The sequence below is a fragment of the Streptomyces sp. NPDC055632 genome, from assembly GCF_053618675.1.
Map to the genome: position 1 here is coordinate 1 of NZ_JBSHHY010000028.1, position 13297 is coordinate 13297.

Below are 13297 nucleotides of genomic sequence, written 5' to 3' on the forward strand. Positions count from 1 at the left end.
CGGTGCGGGGAGCCCCCCCCGCACCGCCCCGGGCCTCTCTTCCCTCCCCCCTGTCTTCACCCTTCCGGGTAAGGCGGTCGTCCGCTGCCGCAGGGTTTTCCACAGGCTCCGGCGGGGTTCGCCGGCCCGCCCCACCATGAGGACCGAAGGGCGCCCGGCCGAAGGGCGTCCGGCGGAGACGGATGGGGGCGGGACCATGAACGACACGACCGTGACGCTCGTCGGCAACGTGGCGACGGCGGTGGAGTACCGGGAGACGGTGACGGGCGGGGTGGCCCGGTTCCGGTTCGCGGTGACCGCGCGCCGCTGGGACCGGGAGCGGAACCTCTGGTCCGACGGGAACACCAGCTTCTACACGGTCTCGGCCTGGCGCTCCCTGGGGGCCAACCTCGCGGCCTCGGTCTCGGTCGGGGAACCGCTGGTGGTGCACGGCCGGTTGCGGGTCCGGGAGGACGAGCGCGACGGGCAGCGCAAGACCTTCGTGGACGTGGACGCGCTGGCGGTGGGCCACGACCTGACCCGGGGGACGGCGGCCTTCCGGCGCGCGGCGCGGGCCGAGTCCCGGGCGCGACCGGACCTGGGGCCGCACCCCGGCGACGGGCCCGCGCTCGGGCCGGCGCCGGAAGCGGACCCCTGGACGGAGGCGGTGGCGGAGGCCGTGGCCGAAGCGGAGGAGGAGGCGCGAGGGGCGGCGGAAACAGCGGCTTCGGGGGCGGGAATCGGAGGAAAAGGCGAGGAAACGAACGTCGAAGGCCGGCTGGTAACCGCTTCCTGACGTTCCGTCATGGCGACTTGTCGACCAACTCGTGCCGCGTGATAACGATTCCGAGACGGAATGGTTGCCTGACCATACGGCCGGGCACCCGGCTCTTTCGCGTCCCTAGGATTCCCGGGTACTCATGTGGCACGTGAGCCCATCGAGTCTGTGAGTCTGTCGGCGCGCGCTCCTCCCGCACGGAACAACGCTGTTCGCGGAGCGGCTCGCCCGGAGGGGAATCGGATGTTTTCAGTTCGTGGGCGGGACGTCGTACGTCGCCTCGCCGCCGCCGCTCTGGTCTCGGGGCTCGTCGCCGCCGGTGTGACGGGCGTCGCGGGCTCCGCCGCCGCGAAGGGCCCGGCCGACAACGGCGGCGCCTCCACCGTGCTCGGCCGGCTGAAGATCTCCGCCAAGGTGAGGGTCACCGAGAAGGTCGACGGCGAGCAACGCGTCTGGGAGAAGAGCGGCGGCCTCTTCGAGATGAAGGTCGAGAACGGCGGAAACCTCCAGACCTACTGCATCGACTTCCGGACCAACGCCTACGAGGACAAGGAGTACAAGGAGGTCGGCTGGGACCAGTCGTCCCTCCACGACAACCCCGACGCGGGCAAGATCCTCTGGATCCTGGAGAACTCCTACCCGAACATCCCGGTCGCCGCCCTCGGCGAGAAGGCCGGCGTCAAGGGCCTGACCCGGGAGACCGCCGCCGCCGCCACGCAGGCCGCGATCTGGCGCTACTCGGACAAGGTCGACGCGACGCCGGTCGACGGGAACGCGCGGAAGGTGACCGAGTACCTGTTCGGCAAGGCCGTCAAGGCGCGGGAGCCCAAGTCCTCCCTCAGTCTGTCCCCGGCCTCCGTCTCCGGCAGGGCCGGCGACAGGCTCGGCCCGATCAAGGTCTCCACCAACGCCGCCGAGGCCACCCTCTCCGTGGTCCCCGGCGCCCCGGCCGGCACCGGCGTCGTCGACAAGGACGGCAAGCCGGTCACCGGGGCCCGGGACGGCGCCGAGGTCTTCGTCGACGTGCCGCGGGGGACCGAGGACGGCACGGCCGGGATCAGGGCCGAGGCCACCACGAAGGTTCCGCTCGGCCGCGCCTTCGTCAGCGTCAGGGAGAGGAGCCAGACCATGGTCCTGGCCGGCTCCAGCAGCTCCACCGTCACCGCCGAGGCCGCCGCGACCTGGGCCGAGAAGGGCGCCGTCCCGGCCGTCACGGTCGCCAAGGACTGCGCCGAGGGCGGCCTGGAGGTCCTCGCCTCCAACAAGGGCGACGAGGACTGGACCTTCGAACTGAAGGGCACCACCCACACGGTCGCCGCCGGCGAGACCAAGACCGTTCCGGTCGGGCTCGCCGAGGACGAGGCGTACAAGTTCACCCTCACCGGCCCGAACGGCTTCGAGCAGACCTTCGAGGGCGTCCTGGACTGCGACACGGCCGCTCCCGAGCCGAAGCCCTCCGCGCCCACCCCCGGCGCGACGCCCTCCACCCCGGCTCCCGCCCCGTCCGTCAAGGGCGCCACGGGCGCCACGGGCGGCACCACCGGCGGTGACACCGCGGGCGGCGGCGCCGGCACCGCCATCGGCGGCGGAGACCTCGCCGCGACCGGCGGCTCCGGCGCCACCCCGGTGATCGCCGGCATCGCCGCCGTGCTCGTCGTGGTCGGCGGCGGCGCGATGTTCCTCCTCCGCAAGAAGAAGACGACCGACGACTGATCCGAGGCCCCGGTGCCGGGCCCCGCACCCGATGCCGGGCCCCGCACCCGGTGCCGGGCCCCGCACCCGATGCCGGGCCCTGCACCCGGCGCCGGCCCGGCGCCCGACCCCGCCCGGCACCCGACCCCCGCCCGGCACCCGGCACCCGACTCCGCGCCCGCTCCCCGACCCCGCAGCGTGATGTGCGTCACACGGCGCCCGCCCCGTGATCCCGCGTGACCCCGGACCGCGCCCGCGGCCGGGGTCGTCGCACGTCCGGAGGCCGAAAACCCTCCGTACCGCCCCTCCCGCGCCCGGCGCCCGCCCCCGAGCGCCCCCGCCGGCGGGCTTACCGGTTTCCGCCCGGGGGCGGCGGTCAGGCAAGATGGGTGTATCTGCCCACTCACTCCTTGCCGGACGGTTTCTCTTGGCTGAGTACATCTACACCATGCGCAAGACGCGCAAGGCGCACGGCGACAAGGTCATCCTCGATGACGTGACGCTGAGCTTCCTGCCCGGTGCGAAGATCGGTGTGGTCGGCCCGAACGGCGCCGGTAAGTCCACCGTGCTGAAGATCATGGCCGGCCTGGAGCAGCCCTCCAACGGCGATGCCTTCCTGTCGCCTGGGTACTCGGTCGGCATCCTCATGCAGGAGCCGAAGCTCGACGAGTCCAAGACGGTCCTGGAGAACGTCGAGGACGGCGTCGCCGAGGTCAAGGGCAAGCTCAACCGGTTCAACGCGATCGCCGAGGAGATGGCGACGAACTACACCGACGAGCTCATGGAGGAGATGGGCAAGCTCCAGGACGACCTGGACCACGCCAACGCGTGGGACCTGGACGCCCAGCTGGAGCAGGCCATGGACGCCCTGGGCTGCCCGCCCGGCGACTGGCCGGTCGGCAACCTCTCCGGCGGCGAGAAGCGCCGCGTCGCGCTCTGCAAGCTGCTCCTGGAGGCCCCCGACCTCCTGCTGCTCGACGAGCCCACCAACCACCTCGACGCCGAGTCCGTGAACTGGCTGGAGCAGCACCTCGCCCAGTACAAGGGCACCGTCGTGGCCATCACCCACGACCGGTACTTCCTCGACAACGTCGCCGAGTGGATCCTGGAGCTCGACCGCGGCCGCGCCCACCCGTACGAGGGCAACTACTCGACCTACCTGGAGAAGAAGGCCGAGCGCCTCAAGGTCGAGGGCCGCAAGGACGAGAAGCGCCAGAAGCGCCTCAAGGAAGAGCTGGAGTGGGTCCGCTCCAACGCCAAGGGCCGCCAGGCCAAGTCCAAGGCCCGCCTCGCCCGCTACGAGGAGATGGCCGCCGAGGCCGACAAGATGCGGAAGCTGGACTTCGAGGAGATCCAGATCCCGCCGGGCCCGCGCCTGGGCTCCGTCGTCGTCGAGGTCAACAACCTCTCCAAGGCCTTCGGCGACAAGGTCCTCATCGACGACCTCAGCTTCACCCTGCCGCGCAACGGCATCGTCGGCATCATCGGCCCGAACGGCGCCGGCAAGACCACGCTCTTCAAGATGATCCAGGGCTTCGAGAAGCCCGACTCCGGAGACATCCGCGTCGGCGAGACCGTCAAGATCTCCTACGTCGACCAGGGCCGCTCCAACATCGACCCGAAGAAGACGCTGTGGGCCGTCGTCTCCGACGAGCTGGACTACATCAACGTCGGCCAGGTCGAGATGCCGTCCCGCGCCTACGTCTCCGCGTTCGGCTTCAAGGGCCCGGACCAGCAGAAGCCGGCCGGCGTGCTCTCCGGCGGTGAGCGCAACCGCCTCAACCTCGCGCTCACCCTCAAGCAGGGCGGCAACCTGCTGCTCCTCGACGAGCCCACCAACGACCTCGACGTCGAGACCCTGTCCTCCCTGGAGAACGCGCTCCTCGACTTCCCCGGCTGCGCCGTGGTCGTCTCCCACGACCGCTGGTTCCTCGACCGGGTCGCCACGCACATCCTGGCGTACGAGGGCGACTCCAAGTGGTTCTGGTTCGAGGGCAACTTCGAGTCGTACGAGAAGAACAAGGTCGAGCGGCTCGGCCCGGACGCGACCCGTCCGCACCGCGCCACCCACAAGAAGCTGACCCGGGGCTGACGGTCCCATGGCGAGGCACATCTACAGCTGCCCCCTGCGCTGGTCGGACATGGACGCCTTCGGGCACGTCAACAACGTCGTCTTCCTGCGGTACCTGGAAGAGGCGCGGATCGACTTCATGTTCCGCCTGGCGCCGGGGAACGGCTCCCCGTCGTTCTCCGGCGGGTCCGTCGTGGCCCGGCACGAGATCGACTACGTGCGGCCGCTGGTCCACCGGCACGAGCCGGTGACCGTCGAGTCGTGGGTCACGAAGATAGGCGCGGCGTCGCTGACGATCGCGTACGAGATCAAGGACCCCGACACCGTGTACGTACGGGCGTCCACGGTCGTCGTGCCCTTCGACCTGGAGGCGCAGCGGCCCCGGCGGATCAGCGCCGAGGAGCGCGCCTTCCTGGAGGAGTACGTGGACGACGGGATGACCGCCGCCGCATGACCGTCCTCGCGCCGCTGCACTTCGCCGACGCCCGGGAGGCGGCGGCCCTCGCCGCCTTCCTCGCCCGGCTCGTCCACTACGACCGGGCCGCCGCCGTCCGCCTCCAGGCGGGCGGCGGGGCGCTGGCCGTCTTCGGACGGCCGCCGTCGTTCGAGGTGCTCGCGATCCGCACGGCCCGGCTCGTCGACGCCGTGGACCTCGACGTCACCGTCTCCGCCGGCGAACTCCTCGACGGCATCGAGGAGACGGCGGGCAAGGCGGTCGTTCCCGACGCCGTGACCGGGCCGCCCTGGGCGGGCGTGCTGCCGCCGCGCTCCGGCTGGCGGCCGGTCGAGGGCCTCCCCGGCGCCGCCGAGATGCGGGGCGCGGTCGCGGCGGCCGTCGCCGAGTTCCGCGCCCGGGACGAGGAACTGCCCGAGGAGCGGCGCACCCGCGCCGAGCGCGACCGGATCGGCCGCGAGATCTGGTCCAGGACCCTCGGCGCCACCGGACTGCCCCTGCGGGCCGTCCACGCCGCCCAGTCCCTCGGCTTCCTGCCGCCCGCCGGGGCGGAGGAGGGCCCGGTCGCGCTGTTCGCCTCGGGCCCCTGGCTGCGCCTGCGCACCCCGTACGGCTCCGTCGCCCTGCGCACCGTGCCGATGGCCCTGCCGGTGGCGCCGGGGCGCTGACCGGCGGCCCCGGCTCCGGCCGGCAGGCCCGCACCGCCCCTGGCCCCGGGCCCTCGAAACCGGTACCGCCCCGGGCCCGCCCCTCGGTCCCTCAGCGCTCCGCGTCGTCCGGCCAGACCCCGATGTGGTCCTGCTCCAGCTCCAGGGCCACCCGGTGCTCCATCCCGAGCGCCTTGGTGTACTCCGCCGGGAGCTGGAGGCGGCCCGCGCGGTCGAGCATCGCGTACTCCCGGGCCACCAGCGACTCCTGTCCCTGGTCGTCGACCTCCGTGCGGCGCAGCACCTCCGAGGAGGTGCGGCCGTCGCGGATGGCGACCGTGCGGCGCACCTCGGAGGCGACCGCCTGGTCGTGGGTGACGATCACGATCGTCGTGCCCAGCTCCTCGTTGGCGCGGCGGAAGGCCGCGAAGACCTGCTCGCCGGTGGCGGAGTCCAGTTCGCCGGTCGGCTCGTCGGCGAGGAGCACGGCCGGGTTGTTGGCCAGGGCCACCGCGATGGCCACCCGTTGCTGCTGGCCGCCGGAGAGCTGGTGCGGCCGCCGGTCGCGGATCTCCGCGATGCCCAGCATCGCGAGCAGCTCCTCCGCCCGCTCCGTCTTCTGCCGCGCCTTCGACCGGCCCCGCAACTGCATGGGGAGCGCCACGTTCTGTGCGGCCGTCAGATAGGGGAACAGGTTGCGGGCGGTCTGCTGCCAGACGAAGCCGACGACCTCGCGCCGGTAGCGCAGCCGCGCCTTCCCGTCCATCGCGAGCAGGTCGCACCCCGCGACCCGCGCCGCGCCGGCGGTCGGCACGTCCAGGCCCGCCAGGATGTTCATCAGCGTCGACTTGCCGGAGCCCGACGCGCCGACCAGGGCCATCAGCTCGCCCTCCTTCACGAGGAGGTCGAGGCCCTGGAGCGCCTGCACCTCCACCCCGTCCGTGGTGAAGATGCGGACGAGCCGGTCGCAGGCGATGAGCGCGTCATGGCCGTACGAGGGCCGGTCGCGCCGCGCCGTCGCCCGCCGCTCCAGCTCTTCGAGGGTCGCGGCCCCGGCCGAACCGGCCTCCGCCGCCCCGGCTCCCGCCGCCCCGTCCCGGATCCCGGTCTCCGTCATCGTGCGTCTCCTGCCCTGAGTTCCTTGATCGAGCCCCTGCGCCCCGCCCACCAGGCCTGCCCGACCGCCGCGAGGGCCGTCAGGAGCACGACGGCGAGGGCCGGGACGAGCAGCGACCACGGGTCCGCCCGCAGCGGGGCGCCGTCGAGCCGGGCGAGGCCCGGGGCCGTCGCGAGCGCCAGCCGGAACAGGTCGATGCCCGGCGCGAGCAGCGGCACCGTCGCCCAGCCCACCAGCACGCCGCCCAGCGCCGCGAGGACCGCCTGCGGCAGCGCCTCCAGACCGAGCAGCCGCCGCCCCTGCTTCCTGGTCAGGCCCATCGTCCGCAGCCGGGCGAGCAGGGCGTTCCGCTCCGGAGCGCTCTGCGCGAGCGAGAGCAGCACGGCCACCACGGCGTAGCCGGCGCCCGCGCCGATCGCGCCCAGGTAGATCCGCTCGGCGCCCGTCTGGAGCGGCGAGTCCACGTACGTGGCCCGCTCCTCGCTCCGCAGCCTCACCACGAAGGCGTCCGACCGCTCCCGCACGGCGCCCCGCAGCGCGGCCCCGTCCACCGGTCCCGTGACGAGCAGCGCGGTGGCCGCCCGGCGGGTGAGGTCGGCGCCGTTGACGAGGAGGAAGTCCTCGCCGGGCAGGGCCGGGGTGGCCGGCCGGACGCCGACCACCTTCACCCTGAACGTCCCGGCCGCCGCCACGACCTCCATCGGCTCGCGGCCGAGCCGCTCGGCCACCGACGGCGAGGCGATCGCGGGCAGCACCCGGCCGGTGTCGCCCGTGGTGCCCTCCCCGCCCTTCCCCGTCGAGGCCAGCAGCTCCGCCGGGAACGCGCCGAAGCCGGTCCGCTCCGCAAGGCGGGCGTACGAGGCGGGGTCGACGCCCACGAGCGGCGCGCTCATCGCCCGGGCGGTGGTGCCCTCGTGGGACGGCAGGTCCACCCCGTACTCGATCTGCACCGGCGCCAGGTCCCGCACCCCCGCCGTGCCGCGCACGTCCTCGGCGAGGCCCGCCGGCAGCGGGGTCCACTCGGCCGAGCCGTCGATCCGGGCGTCCGCGCCGGTCGCCAGGAGCGCGGCCCGGTCGCGGGCGTCGGCGACGCCCGCGAGGACGGAGCCGCCGAAGGCCGCCGTGGTCAGCGCGAGGACGAGGGCGAGCAGCGGGAGCATGCCGGTCGAGGACGAGCGGCCGGCGCGGGCCAGTGCCAGCGGACCGACGGCCCCGCGCAGCCGCCGGGCCGGGCGGGCCAGCCACCGCAGCGGCAGCGGATAGACCCGTACGAGCACCATGGCGGCGATCAGGCCGACCAGGACGGGGGCGGCGCTCACCAGGTGGTCGCCGGAGTCGCCCGCGCCGCGCAGCCGCAGCGAGGCGACCGCGCCCACGGCCAGGACGAGCAGGGTGAGTTCGAGGACCGTGCGGCGCCGGGAGGGGCGCGCGGTCAGCAGGTCGTCGCGGCCGCCGTGCAGCCGGGGGCGCCGGTGCAGGACGACCGCCCGCAGCGGCAGGACGAGCATCGCGACCAGGGCGACGGCGGAGGCGGCGAGGAGGGAGGGGCCGAGGGGGATCCCGTCGGCCCCTCCCGGCCCTCCGCCGGGCGGGCGGACCGTCAGGACCGCGAGGCCCAGGGCGAGTGCGGCGGCGGGCACGGCGACCGCCGAGGTCTCGCCGAGCAGCCGAAGCCCGATGCCGGTGAGGGAGGCGCCCCGGGAGCGGAGCAGCGCGAGTTCGCCGTCGCGGCGGGCGGTGAAGAGGCCGCCGGTCATGGCGAGGACGACGGCCGCGACCGCGCCGATCCCGAAGACGGCGACGGCCACGACCGGGGCGATCGCGTCGCGCATCGAGCGGTACGCGTCGACGATCTCGTCGAGACCGGTGGTGAGGGCGCCGTTGCCGCCCATGGCCTCGCGCATCCTGACCAGGTCGGGGCCGCCGTCGGCGGAGGCGAGGGCGGCGGAGAGCCGGTCGGTGTCCCGTCCGGTGAGGTGGCCGGCCGTCGGCACGAACCGGAAGAAGACCTCCTTCTCGCCGACGGTGGCGAGCACCGAGGACGCCGAGGAGGGGGAGAGGAGGAGGGCCGCCTGCCAGTAGTACTTCACCTCCTCCTCGACCAGCGGGGCGAGCGCGGGGGTCCGCAGCAGCGGCTCCACCGCCCAGTAGGCGGTCTCGGGGCCGCGCGGCTCCACGACGCCGGTGACCGTGACGGCGAGCGGCTCACCGCTCAGGCTCGGCACGTGCACGACCGAGCCGGGCTTCAGGCGCAGGGCCTCGGCGGTCTTCGCGGTCACGACCGCCTCCGGACGGAGGGCGGTGCCCCCGGCGGGCCGGCCCTGCCGGAGCGTCGCGTGGCGGGTCAGGTCGGAGGGCGAGGAGAGCACGAACTGCGGGGAGAGCCCGTCGGGCCGGGGCAGCCAGGGGTCCAGCCCCTCGACCCGGTCGATCGTGCGGACGCCGTGGACGGCCTGCGCCGGGTCGGTCCGGATCGGGTCGGGCAGCAGGGCCCGCAGCGCTTCGCTCCGCTTCCGGAGGGCCGCGGAGGTCAGGTTCGCCCCGTACTCGGCCGCGGTGGTGACGGGCAGCGGCGCGTTCAGTTCGAGGACGCTGTCGCGGGGTGCGGCGGTCGCGACGTCGTGCCGGAGGCCCTCCGTCTCGTACCGGTCGACGGCCCGCGGCAGCGCCGCCGCGAGGTAGGCGGTGACCAGGACGAGCAGCGCGAGCGCCGCGGCGGCCCGGGGCGCGGTCCGCAACCGGGTCCGCACCCAGGGGGCCACGACGGGGGCGGGCCTGCCGGGCGGCGCGGGACGCCCGGTCCCGGAGGGGCGGCCGCGCCCGGAAGGCTCGTCGGGCCGGGAGGGCGGCATGTCGGGGGCCTTCCTGCGTACGTCGGGCTGGTGGGTGCCGCCCCCGCCTGGGGCGGCGGGCGTCTCGTCCGGGGCCCGGTCGAGGGGTCCGGGGGCGCCCGGCGTCGGCGTCTCGTCCGCGTCGGGGCCCCGGACCCCGTCCGGCGTCCCGTGCTCGTCCTGCGCCGGCATCAGCTCGCCCCCTGGTGGCGCAGGGTCACGACCGGGTCCGTGCGGCGCAGGGCGATCGTGGCGACGATGGCCAGGGGGAGCGCGGCGACCCCCGCGAGCAGCAGGGCGACCTGGCCGAGGGGCAGTTCGACCAGGACCGGCGGGACGGGCCGGGCGGCCTGGCCGGTGAGGACGACGAGCGGGACGACGGCCCGGGCCAGGACCGTGCCGAGCCCGGTGCCGACGAGCAGGCCGATGCCGATGAGCAGCCCCTGTTCGGCGGCGATCAGCCGGGCGAGCCGGCGCTGCGGCGTGCCGAGCGCCCGCAGCACCCCGAACTCGGCGGACCGCTCCCGCATCGCGCCGGCCGAGCCGACCGCGAAGCCGACGGCGGCGAGCGCGGCGGCGGCCGCGGCCACCGCCATCAGGGCCGCGTTGGGGCCCGCGCCGAGCGGGTCGCCGAGGAGTTCGGCGGCGATCTCGTCGCGCACGAGGACCTGGGTCGGGTCCGCGTCGGGGCGGGCCCGCAGGGCGGTGGCGACCTCGGCCGTCCTCCCCGGGGCGGTGGTCAGCCACCACTCGGTGGCCGGCACGGACAGGGTCCCGTCGCCGGACCCGGCCAGGTACCGGTTGACGGTGACCAGGTCGAGGAGGAGCGCGCCGCCGTCCGCCGGGGCGGTCGCCGACGCGCCGGCGGAGGCCGTGGGGGCGGCCGGACCGGTGGTCGGCAGCTCCTCGACCACCCGGTCGACGACGACGCGGACCCGCCGGCCGTCGAGGGTGACCTCGACGGTGTCGCCCGGCTCGGCGCCGGTCGCCGTCATGAAGGCCCCGGTGGCCACGGCCGGCAGCCGCTCGGGCGGCTTCGGCGCGGGGGCCGCCATCCGCAGGGCGTACTCCTCCGGCGCCGCGCGGAGGTTGCCGGCCTCGGCGCCCCGCACCCCGAACGAGACGGAGTACGGCGCGGATCCGCCGGGCCCGGCCGGGCCGGGGTTGCCGCCCGCGTTGCCGCCCTTCCGTCCCGCGCCGCTCTCGGTCTGCTCGACGCCGGACGACCAGCCGCCGAGGACCTTCGCGGGGGAGAGCGTCCGCGTGCCGCCGTCCGCCCCGGTGGTGGCGAGGCCCTCGACGCGGACGGTGCGGGTGTGGTGCGGGCCCGTGGCGATCACGCCGTCGAACTCCAGGCCGGTGAGGGTGAGCAGGCCGCCGGAGCCGCGGCCCGCGTCGCCGCCGGGCGCGGCGGTGAGGGCGCCGAGGTCCAGGGCCAGCCGGTGGACGCGGTCGTCGGAGGGCAGCGTGCCCAGGGTCTGCCGGTACGGGACGCCGCTCGGGTCCTCCAGGACGGCCGTGACCCGGGAGGCCCCGCTGCCCTCCGGCGCGGCGGCCCGCAGGTCCACGGCGAGCGTCCGGGTCCCGGCGGGCAGCGCGAGCCCGGGGCGGGGGCCGGCCGCCGGGGCCAGCGGGGCGAGCAGGGCCGGGGCCGTGGTCCCGGCGAGGTCGGGGCGCAGCAGCAGACCGCCCGCGGCGTCGCGGGTGTCGACGGCGAGGACGGTGGCGTTCCGGCCGGAGACGTCCATGGTGGTGCGGTGCACGGGCGCCACGGCCGCGACGCCCGGCACGGCGGCGAGCCGCTCGGTCTGCGTGGGCTCGCCGGGCCCGGGGCTCAGGACGCGGACGTCCGTCCCGGTCCTGAAGTCGGCCTGGTCGCGCTGCGAACGCTCCCACGAGCCGCTCTGCCCGATGGCCAGCATGCCCATCGCCACGGCCAGGACGAGCAGGAGGACGGGGCCCGCGCCCCGCAGCGGCCGGCGGCTGAACTGCCAGCCGGCGAGGGCGGCGGACAGTCCGCGCCCGCCGGCCGCACGCCGCTCGGCCAGCTTGGCGGCGGGCGGCAGCAGCCGCAGCGTCAGGACGGTCCCGGCGAGCAGGGCGAGGGCGGGCGCGGCGACGAGCACCGGGTCGATCGAGCCCCCGCCGCCCCCGTCCGCGCCGAGGGTGCCGCCCGCGGCGGCGGGCCGCTGGAGCTGCCAGTACGCGACGGCGGCGACGGCGAGCAGCCCGAGGTCCGCCCCGGCCCGCACCGGGCCCGGCAGCGAGGCCGAGCGGGCCTTGCGCAGCGAGACGGCCGCGCCGTCCCCGGCGGCGAGTGCGGGCGCCACGACGGCCGCCGCGCAGCACAGCGCCACCACGGCGGCGACCAGCCACACCTGGAGCGAGGGCGAGGTGTCGAGCCGGACCCCGAGCGAGGAGAGCGCGGACCGCTCGGCGAAGAGCCCGGTCAGCGGGCCGGACAGGAGCGGGGCGGCGAGCGCCGCCGGCAGGGCGAGCAGCAGCGCCTCGGCGGCGGCGAGCCCGGCGATCCGGCGCCGCGAGCCGCCGCGCGCCCGCAGCAGGGCCGTCTCGCCGGAGCGCTCGGTGCTGAGCAGCCGGGCGACGAGCAGCAGCGCGTACGCGGCGAGCAGCACGAGCTGCACGGCGACGATCAGCAGGGTGGAGCGGGAGACGAGCAGGGCCCGCCCGGTCCGGTCCAGGACGGCGGGCAGCGCGGTGGTCGCCGAGACCGTCGCGCCGAACGCGGTCCGGTTCTCGGCCAGGGCCTTCGGGCCCTCGGTCGCGGCGGCGCGCAGGGCGTCCATCCGGTCCGTGGTGAAGCCGGTGAAGTCGGCGGTGCCGAGCCAGGAGGTGTCGCCGTGGCTCAGCGCCCCGGAGGCGAGGACGGCCGGGTCGGCGAGCAGCGGCCCGTACGTCGTGAACGCGACCGTCCGCACGCCCCGGCCGCCGGCCTGGTCGAGCTGCCAGTACAGGTCGGAGGTGTCCACGGGCCGGTAGACGCCGGTGATCCGGGCCTTCACCCTCCGGTCGGTGAGCCGGTCGGTGAGGTCGAGGACGGTGCCGGGGCCGACCTTGAGGCGCCGGGCCGCCTCCTCGGGCAGCGCGGTCTCGACCGTGCCGCCGGGCCGGGCGGCCGTGGGCCAGGAGCCCCGGGCGAGGGAGAGCCGCGAGCGGTCGAGCGCGGCGAAGTGGGTGAGGTCGGGTTCGCCCTCGCGGGCGGCGGCGGACTGGAGGCTACGGGGCAGCGCGTACGGCCCCGAGCGTTCGAGCCGTCGCACGGTCACCGGCAGCCCGTCGAAGGACCTCCGCATCCCGTCGCGCACGGCGGCGTCGGCTCCGGCCCGCTTCTCGGCGGGCACCTGGCCGCCGACCAGGAGCGAGGCGGCGGCCGCGGACCGGCCGCGCAGACCCGCCTGGAGCGCGGCGTCCCCGATCGCGCCGGAGAGGGCGGCGAGGGTGGCGAGGACCGAGGTGGTCAGGAGCACGGAGAGCAGCGCGGCGGCGAGCAGCAGCCGGTGCGCCCTGACACGCAGAAATACGAACCCCGTCACCCGTCCCCCTGGCCGCCCTGATCACGGTGCGCGCGTCGAACGCTCTTCGAACGCCACCGGAACTTCTTCCGGATGCTTTCAGAGGGCACGCACGGCTGGAAACCGCTTGCGGGGCCACCTTGATCCGATCGTGACCGTTATCCGGTGTTCCGGCTCCGGAATGCGCCCTTCCGT

General features: G+C 75.6%; 7 protein-coding genes and 1 pseudogene. 5 read left to right on the plus strand and 3 right to left on the minus strand.

The window, feature by feature from the left end; translation table 11 throughout:
* Positions 1-196: 196 nt before the first annotated feature.
* The 5 genes and pseudogenes from ACWGSR_RS28310 to ACWGSR_RS28330 form a co-directional block, all read left to right on the plus strand.
* Positions 197-563: pseudogene (locus tag ACWGSR_RS28310) on the plus strand (single-stranded DNA-binding protein); the annotation flags it as partial.
* A gap of 437 nt (positions 564-1000) precedes the next feature.
* Positions 1001-2470 (plus strand): Cys-Gln thioester bond-forming surface protein, encoded by a 1470-nt coding sequence (locus ACWGSR_RS28315; protein WP_453570222.1) that lies wholly within the window; start codon positions 1001-1003, stop codon positions 2468-2470.
* A 406-nt stretch (positions 2471-2876) separates the two neighbouring features.
* Positions 2877-4541 carry an energy-dependent translational throttle protein EttA gene (ettA, locus tag ACWGSR_RS28320; protein ID WP_053648792.1) on the plus strand — a complete coding sequence of 555 codons (1665 nt, stop codon included), beginning with the start codon at positions 2877-2879 and terminating at the stop codon, positions 4539-4541.
* Between the two features lie 7 nt (positions 4542-4548).
* Positions 4549-4974: an acyl-CoA thioesterase gene (locus ACWGSR_RS28325; protein ID WP_351968643.1), complete on the plus strand. Its 426-nt coding sequence runs from the start codon at positions 4549-4551 to the stop codon at positions 4972-4974.
* Positions 4971-5642: a hypothetical protein gene (locus ACWGSR_RS28330; RefSeq protein ID WP_453570226.1), complete on the plus strand. Its 672-nt coding sequence runs from the start codon at positions 4971-4973 to the stop codon at positions 5640-5642. Before ACWGSR_RS28325 ends, ACWGSR_RS28330 begins: the two co-directional genes overlap by 4 nt.
* A gap of 91 nt (positions 5643-5733) precedes the next feature.
* On the opposite strand, the gene ACWGSR_RS28335 is transcribed toward ACWGSR_RS28330, so the two are convergent.
* The 3 genes from ACWGSR_RS28335 to ACWGSR_RS28345 are packed head-to-tail and all read right to left on the minus strand — an operon-like array spanning position 5734 to position 13123.
* Positions 5734-6738 (minus strand): ABC transporter ATP-binding protein, encoded by a 1005-nt coding sequence (locus tag ACWGSR_RS28335; RefSeq protein WP_453570229.1) that lies wholly within the window; start codon positions 6736-6738, stop codon positions 5734-5736.
* Entirely contained in the window at positions 6735-9761 is a 3027-nt protein-coding gene (locus ACWGSR_RS28340) for an FtsX-like permease family protein (RefSeq protein WP_453570232.1), read from the minus strand. Before ACWGSR_RS28340 ends, ACWGSR_RS28335 begins: the two co-directional genes overlap by 4 nt.
* Positions 9761-13123, minus strand: coding sequence for an FtsX-like permease family protein (locus ACWGSR_RS28345; protein WP_453570235.1), 3363 nt, complete (start codon positions 13121-13123; stop codon positions 9761-9763). Before ACWGSR_RS28345 ends, ACWGSR_RS28340 begins: the two co-directional genes overlap by 1 nt.
* Positions 13124-13297 lie beyond the last annotated feature (174 nt).

Excerpts from the sequence above, each read along its gene's own strand:
- ACWGSR_RS28315 (WP_453570222.1), top strand. The coding sequence starts at position 1,001 with ATGTTTTCAGTTCGTGGGCGGGACGTCGTACGTCGCCTCGCCGCCGCC.
- ACWGSR_RS28325 (WP_351968643.1), top strand. The coding sequence starts at position 4,549 with ATGGCGAGGCACATCTACAGCTGCCCCCTGCGCTGGTCGGACATGGAC.
- ACWGSR_RS28330 (WP_453570226.1), top strand. The coding sequence starts at position 4,971 with ATGACCGTCCTCGCGCCGCTGCACTTCGCCGACGCCCGGGAGGCGGCG.
- ACWGSR_RS28335 (WP_453570229.1), bottom strand. The coding sequence starts at position 6,738 with ATGACGGAGACCGGGATCCGGGACGGGGCGGCGGGAGCCGGGGCGGCG.
- ACWGSR_RS28340 (WP_453570232.1), bottom strand. The coding sequence starts at position 9,761 with ATGCCGGCGCAGGACGAGCACGGGACGCCGGACGGGGTCCGGGGCCCC.